We start from the raw sequence: 22,731 nt of genomic DNA on the forward strand, positions 1-22,731 counted from the left end.
GCCATGGATGCGCCAGTGATCGAACGTCGCGCCACCGCTGGCATCACCGCCAGCGGGCGCGTGCTGTCCGGCTACGCCGCCGTCTATGGCGTCGATACCAAGATCGGCGGTTTCACCGAACGCATCGCCCCCGGTGCATTCAAGGAAACGCTGGCCAGTGGCCGCGACGTGCTGGCGCTGGCTGACCACGATCAACGTGCCGTGCTGGGCCGCACCAAGACCGGCACGCTGACGCTGCATGAAGACGGGCACGGGCTGGCCTTCACGCTGGCGCTGCCCGACACGCAAGCGGGCCGTGATGTGGCCGCACTGGCGCAGCGTGGCGACCTGGGCGGCATGAGCTTTGGTTTCGTCGCTACTGATGAAGTCTGGCGCGGCGACACGCGCGAGCTGCGCGCCGTCGAGCTGCACGAAGTCAGCGTGGTGCAGGCATGGCCAGCCTATGAGCAAACCACCGTGAGCGTGCGCAATCGCCCGCCGCAGGTGGGCATCTTCAATGGCCGCGAACTACTTTGGCTGGACACATGCGACTGATCGAACGTGCCGCCCGCGTGCTGGGCCTGGAGCGCCGCGACGCGAACCCGAACGACGTGTGGGCCAACTTTGCCGCCCTGCGCACGTCGGGCAGCGTCACGCCCGAATCGGCGCAGTCCGTGGCCGCCTGCTACGCCGCTGTATCGGCCATTAGCGAAGCCATCGGCAGCTTGCCCCTGCACCTGTACCGCCGTGAAGGCGAAGACCGCGTGAAAGCCAGCGACCATCGTCTGTATGGCGTGATCCACCACGCGCCGAACGAGCATCAATCGGCCGTCGAGTTCTGGGAATTCATGGTGGCCAGTGCCTTGCTGCGCGGCAATGCGTTTGCAAAGATCATTCGCGCGTGGGACGGGCAGTGCGATGCGCTGATCCCGCTGCCTGCCGAGCGCGTGACCGTCATGCGCAAGGGCGACGTGATCGGCGGGTATGCGTACACCGACCGCGACGGCAAGATGGAACGCCTGCTACCGGCTGAAGTATTCCACCTGCGCCACCGTGCCGGCGCTGATCCGCTGATCGGCCAATCCCCGATTCAGGCTGCGCGTGCGGTGATCGAGCTGGCCACCGCCGAAGCCGAACACGGTACCGCGTCATTCCGCAACGGCACCAAGCTATCGGGCGTGCTGTCGTTCCCCGGCAAGCTGAAAGCCGAACAGCGCGAAGCCCTGAAGCAGAGCTGGGCCACGCAGTACAGCGGCGCAGCCAACGCAGGCCGCACCCCGGTACTTGAAGAAGGCGTGACCTTCAGCCCCGTGAGCATGAGCCTGGAGGACGCCGAATGGATTGCAGCGCGTCAGTTCTCAGTTCAAGAGGTGGCGCGGATATTCAAGATTCCGCCGGTTCTCATTGGCGACCTGACGCACGCCAACTTCAGTAACTCAGTCGAGATGAATCGATGGTTCATCACGCACACGCTGGGCAGGCACATGGCCGCGATTGAAGGGGCGATTGCACGCCAGTTGCTGACCGACGCAGGCCGGCGCATCTATTACCCTGAGTTCTCTGCCGAGGGCATGTTGCGCGGCGATTCCAGCAACCGGGCTGACTTCTACGGCAAGGGCATCGCATCAGGCTGGTTGCTGCCGTCCGAGGCCCGCCGACTTGAGAACCTGCCGACGATTGAGGGTATCGACCATGAAGACACTCAAGCAGCGCCAGCTTGAGACTGGCCGCACGCTGGCACTTGATGGCAAGGCATGGCGCCGTCTGCGTGCCGTGATCCTGGGCGAGCGCCCACTGTGCCAGCACTGCCTCGACCGGGGCGTGATCGAGCCGGCGACCGAGGTCGACCATGTGAACAACGACCCGAGCGACAACCGTCCCGAGGCGCTGCAATCACTGTGCAAGCCCTGCCATAGCCGCAAGACCCAGCGCGACATGGGCAAGCGCGTCAGCTATGGATGTGATAGCAAAGGCATGCCGCTCGATCCGAGCCATCCGTGGTTTCAGAAATCGCCAGCAACCGAGGCCGGCAAACCGCGCTGTTCCCCTCGCTTTAACGCTACCTGCTTAAAAATAGGCAATTATGAAGCTCACACCCAAGCGCCACCGCTCCGATAGTGCCAAGACTGCCACCCAAGCGCACCAGAACGCCGCCCAAGCGCCTATTGAGCCGCCGGGGTATGTGACCCTGCCCGAGCCTTGCAAACCGTTCTGGGACGCCATCGTGACCGCCCGCGCCCGTGATCTTTGGACGCAAGCTGATCTTGTGCAGGCTGCGAACCTTGCCCGCGTACAGCACGCTATCGAATCTTCCCCGATTGGCTCCGACGAGCACGCAAAGCTGACCCGCCTATCCATGGCGCTGGCCAGGGCGGTGGCAGTGCATCCAACTGCTACTGCGGGACGTGCAGCGGATCAAGTGAACCAGAACACGGCAGAGCGCAAGGCACGCCAGGACGACGGGGACGAGCTTATCCCGAGGCTGCGCGCGGTATGACCCGCGCCGCCCGCGTCATCCGATTTATCGAGGGCTACTTGTGCGTCCCCGAGGGTAAGGACGTGGGCAAACCCATGGTGCTGGCAGACTTCCAAAAGAAGTTTCTGATTGACGTTTTCGACAACCCCCACGGCACGCGCCGCGCCATCCTGAGCATGGGCAGAAAGGGGGCAAAACTGCGCTTATCGCCGCCATCCTCGCCGCGTTTGTCGTGGGCCCTGAAGCTCGACAGAATGCGGTTCTGGTTTCAGGCGCCTTGTCGCGTGAACAGGCATCGCTGGTGTTCCGGCTGTGCTGTCTCATGATCCAGCAATCCCCCAAGATTGCCGACCTGGTGCGAATCGTGCCATCGGGGAAACGGATCATCGGCCTGCCCATGAATACCGAGTTCCGCGCCATGAGTGCCGAGGCAAAGACGGCGATGGGCGCGAGTCCCCTGCTGATTATTGGGGACGAATGGGGGCAGGTGCGTGGCCCGCAAGACGACTTTATCGACAGCCTGCTGACCTCCCAAGGGGCACACGAAAACCCGCTGCAAATCATCATCAGCACGCAGGCTGCATCGGATGCGGATTGGCTCAGCGTGCAGATTGACGATGCCTTGAAGTCTGGTGATCCGAAGATTGTCTGCCACCTATACGCTGCGCCCGAAGGCTGCGACTTGATGGACGAGAGCGCCTGGAAGGCCGCAAATCCAGCCCTGGGTTTGTTCCGCTCCGAAGATGATCTTCGGGAACAGATGACGCAGGCGCAGCGCATGCCCAGCATGGAGAACAGCGCCCGCAATCTTTTGCTGAATCAGCGCGTCAGCACTGAATCGCCTTTCGTGTCGCCGGACGTGTGGAAGGGTTGCGCACTCAGTCCAAAAATGGACGCAGTGGATGGCCCTGTCTTCGCCGGCCTTGACCTGTCCGCCCGCACCGACCTGACGGCGCTGGTGATCGTCGGCAAGGTGGATGGCGTGTGGCAAGTACAGCCCCACTTCTGGACGCCCGAGCAAGGCATTCATGATCGTTCAAAGCGTGATCGCGCACCCTATGCCGTGTGGGCCGCTGAGGGCCATTTGCACACCACTGCCGGCGCCACCGTCGATTACGAAATCGTCGCGCAAGACATGGCCGCCATCCTTGCCGGCCTGGACGTGCAAGCCATTGCCTATGACCGCTGGCGCATTGATTTGCTGAAAAAGGAATTGGAGCGCGTCGGCTGCGATCTGCCGCTGGTGCCGTGGGGCCAGGGCTACAAGGACATGGCGCCCGCGCTGGATGCGCTGGAAGCCGAGCTGCTGAATCAGCGCATCGCCCACGGCATGCACCCGGTGCTGACGATGTGCGCCGCCAATGCCGTGGTGACCAAAGACCCGACTGGCGCCCGCAAGTTGGACAAGAGCCGCGCCACGGGCCGGATTGACGGCATGCAAGCCCTTGCCATGGCGATAGGTGTTGCCGTCGCCGCTGGTGAAGAACAAGGCCATGCGGCCAGTGAGTTCTGTTTTGTTTAACCCTAGCCGGGAGGGGCCGCAAGGCATCACCCGGACGTGCCTTAGTCGGCGAGTGGCACGGTTCCAAACTAACCCCGACAGCCGGTGGCCTTTGCAGGAAGGCGCGACCGGCACCTATTCACCGAAGTGCATTTCTGCACATCGCCCTTGAGGATCAACCATGCCCACACTTGAACAAGCCAAAGCCCATCTTCGCGTAGACCACACGCACGAGGATGATCTGATCCAGCGCATGATCGATGCTGCTACGTATTCCGTAGCGGATTACCTGGACATGGCGCACGAGGATATGGAACTGCTGGCGCCGCCCGCGCCCGTCGAGGCTGCGATCTTGTTGCGCGTGGCCGATCTGTACGAGAACCGCGAAGCCGTCACGGATCGCAGTCTGCACGACAACCCGACGTTTGCCCGCCTGCTGGCACCTACCGGAGTCTGTCGGTATGAGGGCCGGCACGCTCGATCAATGGGTGACGCTGGAACAGCTTTCCGAGGGGCAGGACGAGGCTGGCCAGCCCTTCACCGACTGGATGCCGGTGTTTGATGCCTGGGCCGCAGTGGAGCCGCTGCAAGGCCGGGAATACATGGCCGCCATGGCCGTGGTGGCTGAAGTGACGGTGCGCATCCGCCTGCGCTACGTGCCCGGCGTCGATTCCACCATGCGCGTGAAGCACGGCGCCGACACCTACGGCATTCAGTCGGTGATTCACGTCAAGAGCGCCCAACGGGAATTGCAGTTGATGTGCAGGCGGGTGCAGTAGGGGCACCCACGCGCGCGCGGGAGGGTGCCAGACCGCACGCCGCAATGGGATGTAATTGGGGGTGTGGAATGAAAAACGGCCCGAAAGCCGCATGAAATAAGGCTTGCTGGCGGAGAGGGCGGGATTCGAACCCGCGGTGGGCTATTAACCCACACACGCTTTCCAGGCGTGCGACTTAAACCACTCATCCACCTCTCCGTGGAACCCGGCATTGTAGCAGCGCTCAGCGAAAGCCAGGCGGTGCGATGGATGCGTGGCCGTGGCTGCGCTGGGGCGGTGGCGGCCTTGGTGCAGGCCCGTGCCTGGCGTGCACTTGGGGTGCTGGCGTGGCGGGCAGAGGCGCCTCAATGGCAGGCGTTCGGCAAGCGTATTTTGGGAGTATATGCCTTTTGCGCCCGCCAGTCGGGCGCTGGCGGATAGGGTTATGGGGAGTATATGTAGCGCTCCCGCCCTCGCGCGTCAGCGCACGGGCGGCGTGTCGGTGCCGTTCTGGCCGGCCTGCACCATCTTCATGGCCGAAGTGATGAGGGCCGAGACTTCGGTCATGTTGCTGGGCACGACCAGGGTGGTGCGGGCTTGGGCGGCCAGCTGGCTGTAGGCGTCGACGGCGCGTTCGGCCACCTTGAGCTGCACCGCCTGTTCGCCGCCGGGCTGGCGGATGGCGGTGCCGATGCGGGCCAGGGCGACGGCGGTGGCGGTGGCCACTTCGGTGATGGCGGCGGCTTCGCCCTGGGCGTTGTTGATGGCGGCCTGCTTCTCGCCCTCGGACTTGGCGATGGCGGCCTGCTTTTCGCCGTCGGCCAGGTTGATCTGTTCCTGCCGCTTGCCTTCGGAAGTGGCGATGACGGCGCGCTTTTCGCGCTCGGCGGTGATTTGCGCCTGCATGGCGCGCAGGATTTCGGCCGGCGGCGTCAGGTCCTTGATTTCGTAGCGCAGCACCTTCACGCCCCAGTTCAGCGCGGCTTCGTCGATGGCCTCGACCACCTTGGCGTTGATCATGTCGCGCTCTTCGAAGGTCTTGTCCAGCTCCAGCCGGCCGATGACGCTGCGCAGCGTGGTCTGCGCCAGCTGTGAGATGGCCATGACGTAGTTGCTGGAGCCGTAGCTGGCGCGCATCGGGTCGGTGACCTGGTAGTACAGGATGCCGTCGACCTGCAGCTGCGTGTTGTCGCGCGTGATGCAGATCTGGCTGGGCACGTCGAGCGGGATTTCCTTCAGGCTGTGGCGGTAGGCCACGCGGTCGATGAAGGGCACGAGGAAGTTCAGGCCCGGTGCCAGCGTGGCGTGGTACTTGCCCAGGCGCTCGATGACCCAGGCGTTCTGCTGCGGCACCACCTTGACCGAGCGGGTGATGAAGATGACGGCGATGACGAGGAGGATGAGGGCGAGTTCCAAGGCGATGCTTTCTGAAGTTCGTGGGCTTGCGGGATGATGCCTGCGCGGGGTGGCACCGGTGTGTCAAAGGGTGCGCGGGGCGCTACAGCGGGTCGACCAGCAGGCGGCTGCCGACCAGTTCGGCCACGCGGTGGGGGCCGGGGCGCGGCTCGGTGCCGGGGCGGGCCAGCACGGTCCACTGCGTGCCACGGTAGCGGATTTGCGCCGTGCCGTCGGCGTTCCAGCCGTCGATCTGCACGGTTTCGCCCACGTCCAGGTTCACGCTGCGCTCGGAGCGCGGCGAAGGATCGCCCGGCCGGCGGCGGCGCACCAGGTAGCAGGCCACCACGGCCGCGCCGCCCACCACGGCGGCGATCACGATCTGGCTGCTGGGCGATGCGCCGGCATGCGCCGCCAGCGCGCCCGCCACGCCGCCGATGGCCAGCATCAAGAGATAAAAGGTGCCGCTGACCAGCTCCAGCGCCACCAGCACGCCGGTGGCGATCCACCACCAGGTTGAAAGGGCCATGTTCACCTCCTGCCGTTGTGATGTTGTAGGACGATTGACTTGCATTTTGGTTCAATCGCTCGCATGTAGCGGTGCTGACGCACCAATTCCGTACACTTCGCCGCTGCGTTGCCGCATCCCGGCTGGAGCCCGCCCCCATGAAATTCCGCTTTCCCATCGTCATCATCGACGAAGACTACCGCGCCGAGAACACCTCGGGCTTCGGCATCCGTGCGCTGGCCGAGGCCATCGAGGCCGAGGGCTTCGAGGTGCTGGGCGCCACCAGCTATGGTGACTTGAGCCAGTTCGCGCAGCAGCAAAGCCGCGCCAGCGCCTTCATCCTGTCGATCGACGACGAGGAACTGGGCAGCGACCCCGAGGCCGACCCCGCCGTGCAGGATTTGCGCAACTTCATCCAGGAGGTGCGGCGCAAGAACAGCGACGTGCCGATCTACCTGCACGGCGAGACCAAGACCAGCCAGCACCTGCCCAACGACGTGCTGCGCGAGCTGCACGGCTTCATCCACATGTTCGAGGACACGCCCGATTTCGTGGCCAAGCACATCGTGCGCGAGGCCAAGAGCTACCTGGAGGGCATCCAGCCACCGTTCTTCAAGGCGCTGCTCGACTACGCCGAGGACGGGTCGTACTCGTGGCACTGCCCGGGCCATTCGGGCGGCGTGGCGTTCTTGAAGTCGCCCATCGGCCAGATGTACCACCAGTTCTATGGCGAGAACATGCTGCGCGCCGACGTGTGCAACGCGGTGGAAGAACTCGGCCAGCTGCTGGACCACAACGGCGCCATCGGCGAATCCGAGCGCAACGCGGCGCGCATCTTCAATGCCGACCACTGCTTCTTCGTCACCAACGGCACCAGCACGTCGAACAAGATCGTGTGGCACCACACCGTGGCGCCGGGCGACGTGGTGGTGGTCGACCGCAACTGCCACAAGAGCAACCTGCACGCCATCATCATGACGGGGGCGATTCCGGTCTTCCTGAAGCCCACGCGCAACCACTTCGGCATCATCGGGCCGATCCCGAAGAGCGAGTTCGAGCCCGAGGCGATCAAGGCCAAGATCCGCGCCAACCCGCTCTTGAAGCACGTGGACGCCGACAAGGTGAAGCCGCGCATCATGTCGCTGACGCAGTCCACCTACGACGGCGTGCTGTACGACACCGAGGCCATCAAGAGCATGCTGGACGGCTACGTCGACAACCTGCACTTCGACGAGGCCTGGCTGCCGCACGCGGCCTTCCACCCGTTCTATGGGTCATACCACGCCATGGGCAAGAAGCGCGCGCGGCCCAAGCAATCGGTGGTGTATTCCACGCAGTCGATCCACAAGCTGCTGGCCGGCATCAGCCAGGCCAGCCACGTGCTGGTGCAGGATTCGCAGAACGTGCAGCTGGACCGCTACCTGTTCAACGAGGCGTACCTGATGCACACCTCGACCAGCCCGCAGTACAGCATCATCGCCAGCTGCGACGTGGCCGCCGCCATGATGGAGCCGCCCGGCGGCACCGCGATGGTGGAGGAGAGCATCGCCGAGGCGCTGGACTTCCGCCGCGCCATGCGCAAGGTCGAGGCCGACTTCGGCAAGGGCGACTGGTGGTTCAAGGTGTGGGGCCCGGACGAGATCGCCGAACAGGGCGTCGGCCGCGCCAGCGACTGGATCATCCGCAACGGCCGCAGCAAGGCCAACAGCTGGCACGGCTTCGGCAAGCTGGCGCCGGGCTTCAACATGCTGGACCCGATCAAGGCCACCATCGTCACGCCAGGGCTGAACCTGGACGGCAAGTTCGACAAGACCGGCATTCCGGCCAGCATCGTCACCAAGTTCCTGGCCGAGCACGGCGTGGTGGTGGAGAAGACGGGCCTGTACAGCTTCTTCATCATGTTCACCATCGGCATCACCAAGGGCCGCTGGAACACGCTGCTGACGGCGCTGCAGCAGTTCAAGGACGACTACGACCGCAACCAGCCGCTGTGGCGCATCATGCCGGAGTTCTGCCAGCAGCACCGCCGCTACGAGCGCATGGGCCTGCGCGATCTGTGCCAGCACGTGCACCAGCTGTACGCCAAGCACGACATCGCGCGGCTGACCACCGAGATGTACCTGAGCGAGCTGACACCCGCCATGAACCCGGCCGAGGCCTATGCCTGCATCGCCCGCCGCAAGGTGGAGCGCGTGGAGATCGACGACCTGGAAGGGCGGATCACCACCGCGCTGGTCACGCCGTATCCGCCGGGCATTCCGCTGCTGATTCCGGGCGAGGTGTTCAACAAGAAGATCGTGGATTACCTCAAGTTCTCGCGCGAGTTCTCGCTGCTGTGCCCCGGCTTCGAGACCGACATCCACGGCCTGGTGGAAGTGGAGGACGACAACGGCGACGTGCGCTACTTCGCCGACTGCGTGGCCGAGGACGGCGGCAAGCGCAAGGTCAGCCCCAAGACCGACATCCAGGACATGATCGAAACCCGCAAGAAGACGCCTTATGCACGCTCTCAATGAGATGGGGCAGGCTATGATTTGCTCCATTGAAAGGAGAAACGATGTTCCCTGAGTACCGCGACCTGATCACCCGCCTGAAAGGCGAAGGCACCAACAACCGCTTTCTGAGCCTGTTCGAGAAACACAACGATCTGGACCACCAGATCAAGGCGCTGGAAAGCCACGATGCCGGTGGCACGCACCTGGAGATCGAGACGCTGAAGAAGGAAAAGCTGCACATCAAGGACGAGCTGTACACCATCCTGAAGGCAGAGGCCGACGCCGGCGCGAAGTAAGTTGCCTGGCGTCTGATGAAGAAGCCCGCTGATGCGGGCTTTTTTCGCCTTTTTCGGGCTGCAGCCCTGGTGGGTCGGGCGCGAGAAGCGGTCAGGGAAATACTGGCACCGCTGTTGTGCCGGCGTGGGCCGTAGGCAATGCGCTATTGAATAAATAGTGGCATGCGCTGGACAGATCACGATTTCAGGAGAAATACCTCTGAAATCAAGGAAAGGCGAGCGCAAGCAGCTATGCTTTTTGATGTTATGTCTTGCTGTGGGAGCGGGCTTGCCCGCGATGGGCGCTTCATCCCCACATCCGCCGAATCGCGGGCCAGCCCGCTCCCACACAGGCTGCCGACGATCAACGCCCCGGCCTGAACCGCGCCTCGTCCGCCCGCACCCGCATGAAGCTGGCAAAGCGCGGCAGGCCGCTTTTCTGGTGCAGGCCGCGGTAGCGGTAGGTCACCCAGCTGCCCACGGGTGGCGGATCGGCGCGCTGCGCGTCGGTGAAGCCGGTGCCCAGCGCAAAGCGCTGGCCTTCGGGCGTTTCCACCAGCAGCGCGCCCAGGCGGCCGGCGTGCTTGCCCTTGCCGGGCAGGTGCGCCACCACGCGCGCCTCGGCGTCGTCGTGGGATTTGAACTTCAGCAGGTCATCGCCGCGGCCGGCCCGGTGCAGCGATGCACCGCGGCGCAGCATCAGCCCTTCGCCGCCGCCACGTTCCACGTCGCGCAGCAGGGCCTGCAGTTCGGCGTGGCTGGCCACCTTGCGCTGCGGTACGGCCAGCACCCAGGGCTGGTCGATGCGCGCCACCAGCCCGGCCAGCGCGCGCAGGCGTTCGTCGAAGGTGCCGGGGTGCGCCGGCACGTCGAACACCATGTAGCGCAGCGCACGCCAGGCGGCATCGTCCGGCTGCTGGCGCGCCGCGGCCGACTGCGCCTGCTCGAAGCGGCCGCGCCCGGCCCACAACTCGCCATCCATCGGCTCGGCCGGCCAGCCGGCGGTGAACCAGGCGGGCGCGTTGATGCGTTCGCCACCGCGCGTGCGCAGCTGCTGGCCATCCCAGTGCGCACGCACGCCGTCGTACTTCTCGCTGACCCACCAGCCGCGCAGGTCCATGCCGGGGCGGTAATGGCCGGCCAGCTGCAGCGCGGGGGCGTCGCTGCGCTGCGCCCAGGCCAGTGGCGCGCGCAGGGTAGCGCAGGCCAGCAGGGGCGTGAGCAGCAGGAGGCGGCGGCGGTTCATGCTATGAATAGAGAAGCTGTCGGCGCTTGCTGGGTAAGCGCTGGAGGTCGATTTGGCTTGTGGTGGGTGACGCGGAATCTTGTGGGAGCGGCCTTGGCCGCGATGAGGCGCTTGACCTTCGCACGGCGCTGTATCGCGGCCAAGGCCGCTCCCACAATCAGAGTAAAAGCGGCGCCGCGGGTCAGCCCACCATGTCCGCGCTCAAGCCCGCCGTCTGGCTGAAGCCGCCATCGACGTAGGTGATCTCGGCCGTCACGCCGCTGGCCAGATCGCTCAGCAGGAAGGCGGCCACATTGCCCACGTCGTCGATCGTCACGTTGCGCCGCAGCGGCGCGGCGCTGGCCACGTAGCCCAGCAGCTTGCCGAAATCCTTGATGCCGCTGGCCGCCAGCGTCTTGATCGGCCCGGCGCTGATGCCGTTGACGCGGATGCCCTTGCCGCCCAGCGCCTCGGCCATGTAGCGCACGCTGGCCTCTAGGCTGGCCTTGGCCAGGCCCATGGTGTTGTAGTTGGGGATGCTGCGCAACGCGCCCAGGTAGCTCAGCGTCAGCAGCGCCGCCTTGTCGTTCAGGTAGGGCAGGGCGGCCTTGGCCATGCCGGGAAAGCTGTAGGCGCTGATGTCGTGCGCGATGCGATAGTTCTCGCGGCTCAGGCCGTCGAAAAAGTTGCCCGCGATCGCCTCGCGCGGCGCAAAGCCGATGGCGTGCACGAAGCCGTCGAACTTGGGCCAAGTGGCGCTCAGGTTTTTGAACATCGCCTCGATCTGCTCGTCGCTGCCCACGTCGCAGTCGAACACCAGCTGGCTGTCGAACTCGGCCGCGAACTCGGTGATGCGGTCCTTGAAGCGCTCGCCCACGTAGCTGAAGGCCAGCTCGGCGCCCTGCGCGTGGCAGGCCTTGGCGATGCCGTAGGCGATGGATCGGTTGGACAGCACGCCGGTGATCAGCAGCTTCTTGCCCGCCAGAAAGCCGGTGGGTTTGGTCATGGGTCTAGCTCCTCGAAAAATAGCGGCAGAATTGTCGCATGCGTGCATTGCTTGTGGCCTTCGGCCTGCTGTTCAGCCCCCGGCGTGGGCTGCCCACGGCTATGCGCTGTGGGGCGACATGAAATACCCGCCGGGCTTCGCCCACTTCGACTACGTGAACCCCGCCGCGCCCAAGGGCGGCGAGCTGCGCCTGGTCAGCAACCTGCGCCTGTCCACCTTCGACAAGTACAACCCCTTCACCATCCGCGGCGGCGCGCCGGCTTATCTGAGCCAGCTGATGTTTGACACCCTGCTCACCGGCTCGCTGGACGAGGAGGGCGCCGGCTACGGCCTGCTGGCCGAGGACGTGACGGTGGCGCCCGATGGCCTGTCGGCCACCTTCCGCCTGCGCAGGGAAGCGCGCTTTCACAATGGCGACGCTGTGCTGGCCGCGGACGTGAAGCACAGCTACGACACCCTGGTCGGCCCGCACACCTCGCCCGCGTACAAGACCATGCTGATCGACGTGGACGGCGTCGACGTGGTGGACGAACGCACCGTGCGCTACCGCTTCAAGCGCGCCAACCGCGAGCTGCCGCTCACCGTGGGCGGCCTGCCCGTGTTCAGCCGCCAATGGGGCGAGGGCAAGCCCTTCAACGAGGTGGTGATGGAGCCGCCCATTGGCAGCGGGCCGTACAAGATCGGGCCCGTCAAGTTCGGCAAGGACATCACCTACGTGCGCGACCCCGACTACTGGGCGCGCGAGCTGAACGTGCGCCGCGGCACGGCCAACTTCGACCGCATCCTGGTCAAGATCTATCGCGACAACACCGCCCGGCTGGAGGCGCTGAAGGCGGGCGAGTTCGACCTCATGGCCTTTTATTCGGCCGGCGACTGGGCGCGGCGCGTGAACGGCAAGCGCTTTGACGCCGGCGAACTGGTCAAGGGCGAGTTTCAGCACAAGCTGCCCACCGGCTTTCAGAGCTACGTGCTCAACACGCGCCGCCCGCTGCTGCAGGACGTGCGCGTGCGCGAGGCGCTGGGCCTGGCGGTGGACTACGAGTGGATGAACCGCCAGATGTTCTACAACTCGTACACGCGCGTCAGCGGCCTGTTCGGCAACACCAGCTGCGCGGCCAGCGGCCTGCCGTCAGCGGAAGAACTGGCACTGATGGATCCCTTGCGCGGCCAGATCCCCGCCGCCGCTTTCGGCATTGCCTACACGCCCCCGCGCACCGATCAGCCCCAGGACCCGGCCGTCGGCGGCCTGCGCGAGAACCTGCGCCGCGCGCAGCAGCTGCTGGCCGAGGCGGGCTGGACCGTGCAAAGCGGCACCCTGCGCAACGCCCAAGGCCAGGCCTTCGTGCTCGAATACCTCGACAGCAACGAAGGCGGCGCCCGCGTCGTCACGCCGTGGATGCGCAACCTGGAAAAACTCGGCATCACGCTGCGCTTTCGCCCGGTCGATTTCGCGCTGTACCAGCAGCGCCTGCAGAAATTCGACTTCGACATCACCACCATCGCCTACGCCGGCACCGCCAACCCCGGCCAGGAATACGCCGACCTGTTCGGCAGCCAGGCGGCGGATACCGAGGATTCGGGCAATCTGGCGGGCGTGAAGAGCGCGGCGGTGGACAGCATCATCAGCTTGATGGTCAGCGCGAAGACTGAAGCACAGTACCGCGCCGCCTGCCGCACGCTGGACCGCGTCATCAGCCACAGCCACGTCCTGCTGCCGCAGTGGTTTGCCGGCACCCACCGCATGGCCTACAACGCCTGGCGGCTGGAGCGACCGAAGGTGACCCCGCCGTATTTCAGGGGGAGACGTGGGCGATTGATACGTGGTGGGCAAGGAATCCACCGGGCACGCGCTAAAGGCAGGCGTCGCATTGATGACAAAAGGCACACGATTGCCTAAACTTGCGCCATGAAGCCGTTTCGGTGGTCTGTCGAGAAGAACGCGCTGCTCCAGCAGGAGCGGGGTTTGTCGTTCGAACAGATCACCGTCGCAGTCGAATCCGGGGGCTGCTGGATATCGTCGCGCACCCGAACGCCGAGCGTTACCCGCGTCAGCGCATCATGGTGGTGGTGATCGACGACTACGCGTATTTGGTGCCCTACGTCGAGGAAGAGGATCACCTGTTCCTCAAGACCATCATCCCCAGCCGAAAGGCCACGCGCGACTTCATTGCCGCGAAAGGAGAATGACATGCCACGTCTCGATCCCGACGAACTGCAACTGCTGGAAGACTACGAGTCCGGCCAGCTGATCTCCGTTGCCACCAAGGCCGAACTGCAACGCCTGCGCGATGCTGCGCGCGCCACGGCGGTCAAGGACAAGCGCGTCAACATCCGCCTGTCGTCCGCCGACCTGATGGACATCCAGGCGCGCGCTCTGGCCGAGGGCATGCCCTACCAGACACTGATCGCCAGCGTGCTGCACAAGTATGTGTCGGGGCAACTGACGGAGAAGAAACCCGCTTGAGTCCGCAGCGGTGCGCCCCGCGGGCGACGATAGCCTGTGCTCCAGGCGAGCGAACGCGGTTTTGCGACCGCAGCCTGATGCACATACCATGCGCATATGAGTACGCCACACACCGTCTCGCCCCGCAAGCGCCCCGTCAACCTGACCCTGAGCGAAGACTTGGTGCAGGAGGCCGAGGCGCACAGTGGCAACCTGTCGGCCACGGTCGAAGCCATGTTGACCGAGTACGTAGCGCGGGAGCGCGATGCGCGCGCCGCCCGTCTGCGCGAGGCAGAGCAGTGTTGCGACGACTGGAACGCCGTGCTCGATGCGTGGGGCGGCTCTTTTGCTGACGACCATTCGCCCCTGTAGCCACGCGGGCGCGCTTGATGCCTCGATTCGATGTTCACATCAACCCCGGCCCGAGGCGTGACCAGGTGCCTTATCTGGTTTCAGTCCAATCCGCCTCGTCCGACCGCTATCGGCGCCGTCTGGTGGTGCCCTTGGCGCGCATCAGCGCGCTACCTCCCGGCAATCAGCGTCTTGGCATGTGCTGGATTTATTCGATTGGCCCACGTCCCAACGGAGAACTTGAAATGCAAGCGGTATTCAAGGATCGCAGGCGCACCATGGTTCCGAGCGATTGGTCGCAATGGACGCTGGTGGAAGCCTGAATCAGAAGAGCCATGTTCGCCTACATCCTCAAACGCCTCCTGTTGATGCTGCCCACGCTGCTGGGCGTGCTGCTGCTGACCTTCGCCGTCATACAGTTCGTGCCCGGCGGCCCGGTGGAGCAGTACCTGGCCGAGGCCCGCGCCGGGGCAGGCGGGGCGTCGGCCGAGGGCGGGGGCATGGCCTATCGCGGCGCGCAGGGCGTGGATGGGCAGCGGCTGGAGGAAATCAAGAGGCTCTACGGCTTCGACAAGCCGGCGCACCAGCGCTTCTTCCAGATGCTGGGGCAGTTCGCGCGCTTCGATCTGGGGCGCAGCTTCTTCCAGAACAAGGACGTGTGGCAGCTCATCAAGGAGAAGCTGCCGGTGTCGATCAGCCTGGGGCTGTGGACGTTTTTCATCAGCTACGGCATCAGCGTGCCGCTGGGTGTGGCCAAGGCGGTGCGGGCGGGCAGCCGGTTCGACCTGGTGACGACGCTGATCGTGCTGGTGGGCTACGCCATTCCGGGCTTCGTGCTGGGCGTGGCGCTGCTGGTGATCTTTGGCGGGCAGTTGCAGTGGTTTCCGCTGCGCGGGCTGACCTCGGCCAACTGGGACGAACTGAGCTGGGGCGCGAAGATCGTCGATTACCTGTGGCACATCACGCTGCCGGTGACGGCGATGGTGCTGGGCAGCTTTGCGGTGACGGCGATGCTGACCAAGAACTCGTTCCTGGAGGAAATCCGCAAGCAGTACGTGCTGACGGCGCGCGCCAAGGGCCTGACGGAGCGGCAGGTGCTGTGGAAGCACGTGTTCCGCAACGCGCTGATCCCCATCGTGACGGGCTTTCCGGCGGCCTTCATCGGCGCCTTCTTCACCGGCGCGCTGCTGATCGAGACGCTGTTCTCGCTCGACGGGCTGGGTCTGCTGAGCTACGAAAGCGTGATCCGCCGCGACTATCCGGTGGTGTTGGGCACGCTGTTCCTGTTCACGCTGATCGGGCTCATCACCAAGCTGATCAGCGATCTGACCTACGTGTGGGTCGATCCGCGGGTGAAGTTCGACTGAGCCTGTTGATCATTGCGTCATGCATGACACGCTGGCGGCCCTCACCCCAGTCCCTCTCCCAGAGGGAGAGGGGGTTTTCCTTGGCGCGGCACGCGCTGTCATGCTTTTGGAATACGTCAATAGAAACGGCAGTTGACCGTTCGTCATCTTCGGTCAACCCCATGTACGTTGACTTTCACGGCTTCGATCACGCTCACCTGTCAGGTGAGCGCGTTGTGCACCGGATTTCACCGCTTTCGGTCCGCGCCATGCGGCGTTGCTCGTCCTTGCAGGCAAAACCTGGCACGCCTCATGGCACGCTCGGGCGCATCCAACTGCCGTTTCCAGGTTGAACGCAGAGGTCGCGAAGGTTTCGCAAAAGACGCAGAAAGCATCATGGGCTTGTCGCCAACGAGTGAGGCATCTATCACTGGCGAAGCCTGCAAATGCACCAGGCTCCAAACATCGTTTTTTTGCGACTTTTGCGAAACCTCCGCGACCTCTGCGTTCAAAGGGCGGCGTATCCTCCAGTGCATGGACTTCCCATAAAAACTGAAAGCCGGCGCCGCGTCTGCGCTGACTGCTATAAATTACACAGCGTCCGGTCGCTTCAATCGTCCCGTGCGGACCGCAGCTCCCGCACCAGCGCCGCGCGTTCGGCGGCCCGGCGCGCGCTGGCCTGCGGGCCATGGCGCCCGGCCGCGCCCGATGTGCGTCGCGCGGCCAGTGCGGCCGCCACCGGGTTGCGCGGCGCAGGCGCGGCCACGCGCACGGCACGGTTGGCAGTGCGCGGCGGGCGGGTGGCGGTGGGGCGCTTCATGGTGGTCAATGCGGTGCGTCGGCGGGTGGTCCGGCGTCGACGCGGTTGGAGCCGCCTGGCGCGCCGTGGTTCCGTGCCCACTTTGGCCAACGCCATGTCACCCGCGTTACGCGCGGCGCGGCGCCGTTTTGCACAATGGCGGCTTCACCCGCAACCCCATTCGACACGGAGAGAAGCTTCATGCGCACCCGCATCACCGACATGCTCGGCATCCAATACCCCATCGTGCAGGGCGGCATGCACTTCGTCGGCCTGGCCGAGTTGGCCTCGGCCGTGTCCAACGCGGGCGGCCTGGGCATTCTGACGGCGCTCACGCAGCCGTCGCCCGCCGCGCTGGCCGAGGAGATCGCGCGCTGCCGCGGCATGACCGACAAGCCCTTCGGCGTGAACCTGACCTTTCTGCCCGCGCGCACGCCGCCCGACTACCCCGGCTACGTGCGCAGCATCGTCGACGGTGGCATCAAGGTGGTCGAGACGGCGGGCAACAACCCGCAGAAGTGGATGCCCATGCTGAAGGAAGCGGGTATCACCGTGATCCACAAATGCACCTCGGTGCGCCACGCGCTGAAGGCCGAGGCGATTGGCTGCGACGCGGTGAGCGTGGACGGCTTCGAATGCGGCGGCCACCCGGGCGAGGACGACGTGCCCAACTTCATCCTGCTGCCGCGCGCGGCCGAGACGCTGAAGATTCCCTTCATCGCCTCGGGCGGCATGGCCGACGGCCGCAGCCTCGTGGCGGCGATGGCCATGGGCGCCGAGGGCATGAATATGGGCACGCGCTTCATCGCCACGAAGGAGGCGCCGGTGCACGAGAAGGTCAAACAGGCCATCGTGGCCGCCAGCGAACTGGACACGCGCCTGGTGATGCGCCCGCTGCGCAACACCGAGCGTGTGCTGAACAACGCCGGCGTCGAGCGCCTGCTGGCCAAGGAGCGCGAACTGGGCGACAGGATCACCTTCGACGACATCGTGGCTGAGGTGGGCGGCGTGTACCCCAAGGTGATGCGCGATGGTGACCTGGACGCCGGCGCCTGGTCGTGCGGCATGGTGGCCGGGCTGATCCACGACATCCCGACGGTGAAGGAACTGATCGACCGCATCGTGGCCGAGGCGCAGCAGATCGTGCGGCAGCGGCTGGCGGGGATGGTGTGATCAGCGTGGCACAGCAGGTTTTCAAGCCATTTTGGCCTTCAGCGCCCGTCCTGCAAGCGCAAGCAGCTATTATTTAAATAGCGAATCACCGGGTTGAGCTGCGGCGGATCGCCCTCATGTAGGGCAGGTCCCGCCACCCGCTGCACCGCAGGGCCGGCGGGGATAATGCCGCACCCCATGACCGACCCGAGCCGCCGTTCCGCCCCCGCACCGCCCCGCCAGCCGCTGCCTGAGCGCGCGGGCCGTTCTGAAGTTGCAGCGGCCAACCAGCCCAAGCTGATCGACTTCCCCGAGTCGCTGCCCGTGAGCAGCCGGCGCGCCGAGATCGAGGCCGCGCTGCGCGCGCACCAGGTCGTCATCGTCTGCGGCGAAACGGGTTCGGGCAAGACCACGCAGTTGCCCAAGATCGCGCTGGCCATGGGCCGCGGGCGCTGCAACGCACCGGCCGGCCAGCGCGGCAAGCTGATCGGCCACACGCAGCCGCGCCGCATCGCCGCCACCAGCGTGGCCAAGCGCATTGCCGACGAGCTGCAGACGCCGCTGGGCGAGGTGGTGGGCTACAAGGTGCGCTTCAACGACCGGCTGTCGCCCGGCGCCAGCGTGAAGCTGATGACCGACGGCATCCTGTTGGCCGAAACGCAGACCGACCCGCTGCTGCGCGCCTACGACACGCTCATCATCGACGAGGCGCACGAGCGCAGCCTGAACATCGACTTCCTGCTCGGGTATCTGAAGCAGATCTTGCCGAAGCGGCCCGATCTGAAGCTGATCGTCACCTCGGCCACCATCGACGCGGATCGTTTTGCCAAGCACTTTGCCGATGCCAAGGACCAGCCCGCGCCGGTGCTGCTGGTGTCGGGGCGCACCTATCCGGTGGAGCAGCGCTATCGGCCCTTCGAGGAAAGCCGCGACCACGATTTGAACGATGCGATTGCCGAAGCGGTCGATGAAGTCTGGACGGGCAGTCCAGCGGGGACATATTGGTCTTCATGCCCGGCGAACGCGAAATCCGCGACGCTGCCGAGCATCTGCGCAAGCACCTGTCGCACAGCCCGCTGACGCGCAACGCCGAGGTGCTGCCGCTGTTCGCGCGCCTCAGCCAGGCCGAGCAGGACCGCGTGTTCGACACGCACGGCGCGCCGCGCATCGTCATTGCCACCAACGTGGCCGAGACCTCGCTCACGGTGCCGGGCATCAAGTACGTCATCGACCCCGGCACGGCCCGCGTCAAGCGCTACAGCTACCGTAGCAAGGTGGAGCAGTTGCTGATCGAGCCGGTGAGCCAGGCCGCCGCCAACCAGCGCGCCGGCCGCTGCGGGCGCGTGAGCGACGGGGTGTGCATCCGGCTGTACGACGAGAAGGACTTTGCCAGCCGCCCGCGCTTTACCGACCCGGAAATCCTGCGCTCGTCGCTGGCGGCCGTGATCCTGCGCATGAAGAGCCTGCACCTGGGCGGCGAGGGTGGGCGGGTGGAGGATTTTTCGTTTCTCGATGCGCCCTCGGGCCGCGCGATTGCCGATGGCATCCAGCTCTTGCAGGAACTGGGCGCGATGGATGAGGCGCAGGAACTGACCGAACTGGGCCTGGAGCTGTCGCGCCTGCCGTTGGACCCGCGCGTGGGCCGCATGATTCTGGAAGGGCGCGAGCGCGGGGCGCTGCGCGAGGTGCTCATCATCGCCGCCGCCCTGAGCGTGCAGGACGTGCGCGACCGGCCGCTGGAGCAACAGGCGCAGGCGGACCAGGCGCATGCGAAGTTCGACGACGAGAAAAGCGAGTTCAGCGGCTATCTGAGGCTGTGGAAGTGGTTGCACGATGCGCGGGGCGGCCACGTGGTGAAGACGCGCGGCGAGATGGCCGCCGCCGAAGGGCGGGGCGCGGCAAAGCGGCCCGCCAACCTGGCGGCGCTGCCGGCGGCGCAGCGCGCGGCGTTGGCGATGGAGGCGGCGCGCAGGGCGTTGGGGGAATCGCCCTCACCCCGCCCTCTCCCGCCAGCGGGAGAGGGGCAGCAGCCGTCACGCTGTCACCGATGCAACCAGCACCAAGAAACTCCCTCTCCCGCGCGCGGGAGAGGGCGGGGTGAGGGCCAGCATCCCACCCACAAACTCAGCAACCGCCAGTGGGAAAACCTGCTGCGCCAGAACTTCATCAACATCCGCCGCGTGCGCGAGTGGCGCGACATCCACACGCAGCTGCACACCGTCGTTGCCGAGCACAAGTGGCGCGAGAACACGCAGCCCGCGGGCTACGAGGCGCTGCACAAGTCGCTGCTCGCCGGGCTGCTGGGCAACGTCGGGCAGAAGATCGAAAGCGACGATGCGGGCGGGCAGGGCAGCGCGGGCGAATACCTGGGCGCGCGCGGCATCAAGTTCCACCGCCATCCCGGCGCGCACCTCAGCAAGAAGCCGGGCAGGTGGATCGTTGCCGCCGAACTGGTGGAGACCACGCGCCTGTTCGGCCGCGGCATCGCCACCATCGAGCCGCAATGGCTGGAAGAGGTCGGCGGCCATCTGCTCAAGAAACAGCTGCTGGAGCCGCACTGGGAGAAGAAGGCGCAGGACGTGATCGCCTTCGAGCGTGCCACGTTGTACGGGCTGGTCGTGTACTCCGGCCGGCGCAAGAGCTATGGCCAGGTCGATCCGCACGCCGCGCGCGAGATCTTCATCCGCGAGGCGCTGGTGAACGGCGAATGGCCCGACGACTGGGCGCGCCGCCTGCCGTTCCTGAATGCCAACGCCAGGACCATCGCCAAGGTGGAAGAGCTGGAGCACAAGAGCCGCCGCCAGGACGTGCTGGTCGATGACGAGCTGATCGTCGCCTTCTACGACAGCCAGATTCCGCAAGGCATCAGCAACGGGCGCGACTTCGAGCGCTGGTGGCGCGAAGCCAGCCAGGCCAACCCGAAGCTGCTGCACCTGACGCGCGACGAGCTGATGCGCCACGAGGCGGCGGGCATCACCACCGCCGCCTTCCCCAAGATGATTCGCTTAGGGGAGTGGACTGCGCCGCCACCTATCTGCACCAGCCGGGCGACGCCAAGGACGGCCTCACCGTCACCGTGCCGCTGTTCGTGCTGAACCAGGTGAGCGAGGCGCGCTGCGAATGGCTGGTGCCCGGCATGTTGAAGGACAAGATCCAGGCGCTGCTGAAAAGCCTGCCGCAGAAGCCGCGCAGCCGCTTCGTGCCGCTGCCCGAGCGCGGCGCGGCTGAACGATATCCTGGGCGCACCGGAGGCGTTCGGCATCGGCAGCCTGACCGACGCGCTGCTCAAGCTGGTGCGCGAGGCGACCAGCCTGGATGTGAAGCGCACCGACTTCAAGCTCGACATGCTGCCCGCGCACCTGTTCATGAACTTCCGCGTGGTCGACGAGCATGGCCGTCAGCGCGGGCAGGGGCGCAACCTGGCGGCGCTGAAGGCCGAACTGGGCGGCGAGGCGCGCGGTGCGTTCCAGGCGCTGGCCGGGCTGAAGTCGTCTTTGCCCTCTCCCTCCGGTAGAAGGCCGGGTGAGGGCCACGCCGCCGAATCCAAGCCAAATCGGCCTTCAGACCAGACGGGACAAGCGCGAGCAGCTACAAAATCAGAAGCAATCACGCCCACTCGCCGACTCCCGCCACACCGCGTGGGACTTCGGCGAGCTGCCCGAGTTGATGGAAATCCGCCGCAAGGGCCAGGTGCTGGTGGGCTTTCCAGCGCTGATCGACGCCGGCGATGCCGTGACCATCGAGGTGTTCGACGAACCCGAAGTGGCAGCGGCCAAGCACCGCGCCGGCCTGCGCCGCCTGTTCGCCTTGCAGCTCAGGGACGCGCTGAAGTACCTCGAAAAGAACGTGCCCGATCTGCAAAAAATGGCCGTGGCCTACATGCCGCTCGGCACGGCGGAGGAACTGCGCCAGCAGATCATCGACGTGGCGCTGGAGCGCGCCTTCCTCGTCGATCCGCTGCCCGCGACCGAAGCCGACTTCAAGCGCCGCGTGGACGAAGGGCGCGCGCGCCTGACCCTAATCGCCAACGAGATCGCGCGGCTGGCGGGTGTAATCCTGACCGAATACGCCGCCGCCGCGCGCAAGATCAAGGACGCGAAAAACGCGCCCGAGGCCACGAAAGACGCCGCCGAGCAGCTGCAACGCCTGGTGCCCAAGCACTTCCTGGCCACCACACCCTGGGCGGCGCTGCAGCACTTTCCGCGTTACCTGAAAGCCATCACCCTGCGGCTCGACAAGCTGCGCGCCGACCCCGCGCGCGACACCCAGCGCATGGCCGAGGTGCGCGCCCAGGACCAGCGCTTCTGGCGCCTGGTGGCCGAGCGAAAGGGCGCCATCGACACGCGCCTGCAGGAGCTGCGCTGGCTTCTGGAGGAGCTGCGCGTGAGCTTCTTCGCGCAGGAGCTGCGCACGCCGCAGCCGGTGAGCGTCAAGCGGCTGGAAAAGGTCTGGGCGCAGGTGCAGGCCTGATTCCGTTTCCAGTTCAATGCGTCCATCGCCGTCATCCCGGCGAGGGCCGGGATCCATGTTTCTCGCACACGCCGTCTGGATTCCGGCTTGCGCCGGAATGACGAGATATGGCAGCCTTGATCTGGAATGGGAATGACGCGTCGCCATAATCGACTGGCGCCCGGTGGCGGCCCATCAACGACGAGGAGATGCCCATGAGCACCAACACCAAGCTGAGCGACCAGGCTCCCAAGGTCGAGAACCTGAAAACGCTGCTCAGCTACCAGGAGCAGGCCATCGTGAGCCGCATGCTGGTGAAGAACACCGGCGGCAACGTGACCCTGTTCGCCTTCGACGGCGGCGAAGGCCTGAGCGAGCACGCCGCGCCCTATGACGCGCTGATCGTCGGCGTGGACGGCGAGGCCGACATCATGCTGGGCGGCCAGCACCACGACGTGGGCGAAGGCCAGACGCTGCTGATGCCCGCCAATGTGCCGCACGCCGTGCACCCCAAGGGCCAGTTCAAGATGCTGCTGGTGATGATCAAGGAGATCAAGGCCTGAGGCCTTGATC

Annotated in this window: 22 protein-coding genes, 1 tRNA gene and 4 pseudogenes; 21 read left to right on the forward strand and 6 right to left on the reverse strand. The window is 65.7% G+C overall.

What is annotated here, in order from left to right; translation table 11 throughout:
* Nucleotides 1-3: 3 nt before the first annotated feature.
* From H0I39_RS18495 to H0I39_RS18525, 8 genes are all read left to right on the forward strand, one after another.
* Nucleotides 4-534: an HK97 family phage prohead protease gene (locus H0I39_RS18495; protein ID WP_180551459.1), complete on the forward strand. Its 531-nt coding sequence runs from the start codon at nt 4-6 to the stop codon at nt 532-534.
* Complete coding sequence (locus H0I39_RS18500; RefSeq protein ID WP_180551461.1) at nt 525-1,700, forward strand: phage portal protein; 1,176 nt, start codon at nt 525-527, stop codon at nt 1,698-1,700. The genes H0I39_RS18495 and H0I39_RS18500 overlap by 10 nt, the downstream gene beginning before the upstream one ends.
* Nucleotides 1,672-2,097, forward strand: a complete 426-nt coding sequence (locus H0I39_RS18505; protein WP_180551462.1) for an HNH endonuclease signature motif containing protein — start codon at nt 1,672-1,674, stop codon at nt 2,095-2,097. The genes H0I39_RS18500 and H0I39_RS18505 overlap by 29 nt, the downstream gene beginning before the upstream one ends.
* Nucleotides 2,063-2,476 (forward strand): phage terminase small subunit, hendrixvirinae-type, encoded by a 414-nt coding sequence (locus tag H0I39_RS18510; protein ID WP_180551463.1) that lies wholly within the window; start codon nt 2,063-2,065, stop codon nt 2,474-2,476. Before H0I39_RS18505 ends, H0I39_RS18510 begins: the two co-directional genes overlap by 35 nt.
* The gene (locus H0I39_RS23525) at nt 2,473-2,781 is read left to right on the forward strand and encodes a hypothetical protein (protein ID WP_307776842.1); all 309 of its coding nucleotides are present in this window, start codon (nt 2,473-2,475) and stop codon (nt 2,779-2,781) included. Before H0I39_RS18510 ends, H0I39_RS23525 begins: the two co-directional genes overlap by 4 nt.
* Complete coding sequence (locus tag H0I39_RS18515) at nt 2,733-3,977, forward strand: terminase TerL endonuclease subunit (RefSeq protein WP_307776843.1); 1,245 nt, start codon at nt 2,733-2,735, stop codon at nt 3,975-3,977. The genes H0I39_RS23525 and H0I39_RS18515 overlap by 49 nt, the downstream gene beginning before the upstream one ends.
* Nucleotides 3,978-4,137: 160 nt before the next feature.
* Nucleotides 4,138-4,518, forward strand: a complete 381-nt coding sequence (locus H0I39_RS18520) for a head-tail connector protein (RefSeq protein ID WP_180551464.1) — start codon at nt 4,138-4,140, stop codon at nt 4,516-4,518.
* A complete protein-coding gene (locus H0I39_RS18525) occupies nt 4,418-4,735 on the forward strand; it encodes a phage head closure protein (RefSeq protein ID WP_180551465.1) in 318 nt (105 codons plus the stop codon). Before H0I39_RS18520 ends, H0I39_RS18525 begins: the two co-directional genes overlap by 101 nt.
* 107 nt (nt 4,736-4,842) lie before the next feature.
* On the opposite strand, the gene H0I39_RS18530 is transcribed toward H0I39_RS18525, so the two are convergent.
* The 3 genes from H0I39_RS18530 to H0I39_RS18540 form a co-directional block, all read right to left on the reverse strand.
* Nucleotides 4,843-4,933 (reverse strand) — tRNA-Ser (locus tag H0I39_RS18530).
* 261 nt (nt 4,934-5,194) lie between these two features.
* The gene (locus tag H0I39_RS18535; RefSeq protein ID WP_180551466.1) at nt 5,195-6,130 is read right to left on the reverse strand and encodes an SPFH domain-containing protein; all 936 of its coding nucleotides are present in this window, start codon (nt 6,128-6,130) and stop codon (nt 5,195-5,197) included.
* 82 nt (nt 6,131-6,212) lie between these two features.
* Complete coding sequence (locus H0I39_RS18540) at nt 6,213-6,638, reverse strand: NfeD family protein (protein WP_180551467.1); 426 nt, start codon at nt 6,636-6,638, stop codon at nt 6,213-6,215.
* Nucleotides 6,639-6,775: 137 nt separating this feature from the next.
* Here H0I39_RS18540 and H0I39_RS18545 point away from each other — a divergent pair, with 137 nt between their 5' ends.
* A complete protein-coding gene (locus H0I39_RS18545; RefSeq protein ID WP_180551468.1) occupies nt 6,776-9,133 on the forward strand; it encodes an arginine/lysine/ornithine decarboxylase in 2,358 nt (785 codons plus the stop codon).
* Nucleotides 9,134-9,174: 41 nt separating this feature from the next.
* Nucleotides 9,175-9,408, forward strand: a complete 234-nt coding sequence (locus tag H0I39_RS18550; protein ID WP_180551469.1) for a DUF465 domain-containing protein — start codon at nt 9,175-9,177, stop codon at nt 9,406-9,408.
* A 343-nt stretch (nt 9,409-9,751) separates the two neighbouring features.
* Here H0I39_RS18550 and H0I39_RS18555 read toward each other — a convergent pair whose 3' ends face one another.
* Together H0I39_RS18555 and fabI are read right to left on the reverse strand one after the other, a co-directional pair.
* A complete protein-coding gene (locus H0I39_RS18555; RefSeq protein ID WP_180551470.1) occupies nt 9,752-10,633 on the reverse strand; it encodes a DNA ligase in 882 nt (293 codons plus the stop codon).
* A 181-nt stretch (nt 10,634-10,814) separates the two neighbouring features.
* Nucleotides 10,815-11,618, reverse strand: coding sequence for an enoyl-ACP reductase FabI (fabI, locus tag H0I39_RS18560; RefSeq protein WP_180551471.1), 804 nt, complete (start codon nt 11,616-11,618; stop codon nt 10,815-10,817).
* A gap of 38 nt (nt 11,619-11,656) precedes the next feature.
* Here fabI and H0I39_RS18565 point away from each other — a divergent pair.
* From H0I39_RS18565 to H0I39_RS18590, 6 genes and pseudogenes are all read left to right on the forward strand, one after another.
* Nucleotides 11,657-13,472, forward strand: a pseudogene (locus tag H0I39_RS18565) (extracellular solute-binding protein).
* Nucleotides 13,473-13,517: 45 nt separating this feature from the next.
* A complete protein-coding gene (locus tag H0I39_RS18570; protein WP_257645885.1) occupies nt 13,518-13,805 on the forward strand; it encodes a hypothetical protein in 288 nt (95 codons plus the stop codon).
* 1 nt (nt 13,806) lies between these two features.
* Complete coding sequence (locus H0I39_RS18575) at nt 13,807-14,082, forward strand: hypothetical protein (protein ID WP_180551472.1); 276 nt, start codon at nt 13,807-13,809, stop codon at nt 14,080-14,082.
* A 96-nt stretch (nt 14,083-14,178) separates the two neighbouring features.
* Nucleotides 14,179-14,433 (forward strand): type II toxin-antitoxin system CcdA family antitoxin, encoded by a 255-nt coding sequence (locus H0I39_RS18580; RefSeq protein WP_180551473.1) that lies wholly within the window; start codon nt 14,179-14,181, stop codon nt 14,431-14,433.
* A 17-nt stretch (nt 14,434-14,450) separates the two neighbouring features.
* The gene (locus tag H0I39_RS18585) at nt 14,451-14,735 is read left to right on the forward strand and encodes a CcdB family protein (RefSeq protein ID WP_180551474.1); all 285 of its coding nucleotides are present in this window, start codon (nt 14,451-14,453) and stop codon (nt 14,733-14,735) included.
* A 12-nt stretch (nt 14,736-14,747) separates the two neighbouring features.
* Entirely contained in the window at nt 14,748-15,779 is a 1,032-nt protein-coding gene (locus tag H0I39_RS18590; RefSeq protein ID WP_180551475.1) for a microcin C ABC transporter permease YejB, read from the forward strand.
* A 589-nt stretch (nt 15,780-16,368) separates the two neighbouring features.
* On the opposite strand, the gene H0I39_RS18595 is transcribed toward H0I39_RS18590, so the two are convergent.
* Nucleotides 16,369-16,578, reverse strand: coding sequence for a hypothetical protein (locus H0I39_RS18595; protein ID WP_180551476.1), 210 nt, complete (start codon nt 16,576-16,578; stop codon nt 16,369-16,371).
* A 180-nt stretch (nt 16,579-16,758) separates the two neighbouring features.
* Here H0I39_RS18595 and H0I39_RS18600 point away from each other — a divergent pair, with 180 nt between their 5' ends.
* The 5 genes and pseudogenes from H0I39_RS18600 (at nt 16,759) to H0I39_RS18610 (ending at nt 22,721) form a co-directional block, all read left to right on the forward strand.
* The gene (locus H0I39_RS18600; protein WP_180551477.1) at nt 16,759-17,730 is read left to right on the forward strand and encodes an NAD(P)H-dependent flavin oxidoreductase; all 972 of its coding nucleotides are present in this window, start codon (nt 16,759-16,761) and stop codon (nt 17,728-17,730) included.
* A gap of 165 nt (nt 17,731-17,895) precedes the next feature.
* Nucleotides 17,896-20,177 (forward strand): annotated as a pseudogene (gene hrpA, locus H0I39_RS24320) (ATP-dependent RNA helicase HrpA); the annotation flags it as partial.
* Nucleotides 20,178-20,336: 159 nt separating this feature from the next.
* Nucleotides 20,337-20,872, forward strand: a pseudogene (locus tag H0I39_RS24325) (DUF3418 domain-containing protein); the annotation flags it as partial.
* Nucleotides 20,873-20,990: 118 nt separating this feature from the next.
* Nucleotides 20,991-22,179: pseudogene (locus H0I39_RS24330) on the forward strand (DUF3418 domain-containing protein).
* Between the two features lie 194 nt (nt 22,180-22,373).
* On the forward strand, nt 22,374-22,721 hold the full coding sequence (locus H0I39_RS18610; protein ID WP_180551478.1) for a cupin domain-containing protein: 348 nt from the start codon (nt 22,374-22,376) through the stop codon (nt 22,719-22,721).
* Nucleotides 22,722-22,731: the final 10 nt, after the last annotated feature.

The organism is Ottowia beijingensis, assembly GCF_013423955.1.
GTDB classification, from domain to species: domain Bacteria; phylum Pseudomonadota; class Gammaproteobacteria; order Burkholderiales; family Burkholderiaceae_C; genus Ottowia; species Ottowia beijingensis.

Bases quoted from the DNA above. Each gene is read 5' to 3' on its own strand.
- H0I39_RS18495 (WP_180551459.1), top strand. From the start codon at position 4: ATGGATGCGCCAGTGATCGAACGTCGCGCCACCGCTGGCATCACCGCC.
- H0I39_RS18500 (WP_180551461.1), top strand. From the start codon at position 525: ATGCGACTGATCGAACGTGCCGCCCGCGTGCTGGGCCTGGAGCGCCGC.
- H0I39_RS18505 (WP_180551462.1), top strand. From the start codon at position 1,672: ATGAAGACACTCAAGCAGCGCCAGCTTGAGACTGGCCGCACGCTGGCA.
- H0I39_RS18510 (WP_180551463.1), top strand. From the start codon at position 2,063: ATGAAGCTCACACCCAAGCGCCACCGCTCCGATAGTGCCAAGACTGCC.
- H0I39_RS23525 (WP_307776842.1), top strand. From the start codon at position 2,473: ATGACCCGCGCCGCCCGCGTCATCCGATTTATCGAGGGCTACTTGTGC.
- H0I39_RS18520 (WP_180551464.1), top strand. From the start codon at position 4,138: ATGCCCACACTTGAACAAGCCAAAGCCCATCTTCGCGTAGACCACACG.
- H0I39_RS18525 (WP_180551465.1), top strand. From the start codon at position 4,418: ATGAGGGCCGGCACGCTCGATCAATGGGTGACGCTGGAACAGCTTTCC.
- H0I39_RS18540 (WP_180551467.1), bottom strand. From the start codon at position 6,638: ATGGCCCTTTCAACCTGGTGGTGGATCGCCACCGGCGTGCTGGTGGCG.
- H0I39_RS18545 (WP_180551468.1), top strand. From the start codon at position 6,776: ATGAAATTCCGCTTTCCCATCGTCATCATCGACGAAGACTACCGCGCC.
- H0I39_RS18550 (WP_180551469.1), top strand. From the start codon at position 9,175: ATGTTCCCTGAGTACCGCGACCTGATCACCCGCCTGAAAGGCGAAGGC.
- H0I39_RS18555 (WP_180551470.1), bottom strand. From the start codon at position 10,633: ATGAACCGCCGCCGCCTCCTGCTGCTCACGCCCCTGCTGGCCTGCGCT.
- fabI (WP_180551471.1), bottom strand. From the start codon at position 11,618: ATGACCAAACCCACCGGCTTTCTGGCGGGCAAGAAGCTGCTGATCACC.
- H0I39_RS18575 (WP_180551472.1), top strand. From the start codon at position 13,807: ATGCCACGTCTCGATCCCGACGAACTGCAACTGCTGGAAGACTACGAG.
- H0I39_RS18580 (WP_180551473.1), top strand. From the start codon at position 14,179: ATGAGTACGCCACACACCGTCTCGCCCCGCAAGCGCCCCGTCAACCTG.
- H0I39_RS18585 (WP_180551474.1), top strand. From the start codon at position 14,451: ATGCCTCGATTCGATGTTCACATCAACCCCGGCCCGAGGCGTGACCAG.
- H0I39_RS18590 (WP_180551475.1), top strand. From the start codon at position 14,748: ATGTTCGCCTACATCCTCAAACGCCTCCTGTTGATGCTGCCCACGCTG.
- H0I39_RS18595 (WP_180551476.1), bottom strand. From the start codon at position 16,578: ATGAAGCGCCCCACCGCCACCCGCCCGCCGCGCACTGCCAACCGTGCC.
- H0I39_RS18600 (WP_180551477.1), top strand. From the start codon at position 16,759: ATGCGCACCCGCATCACCGACATGCTCGGCATCCAATACCCCATCGTG.
- H0I39_RS18610 (WP_180551478.1), top strand. From the start codon at position 22,374: ATGAGCACCAACACCAAGCTGAGCGACCAGGCTCCCAAGGTCGAGAAC.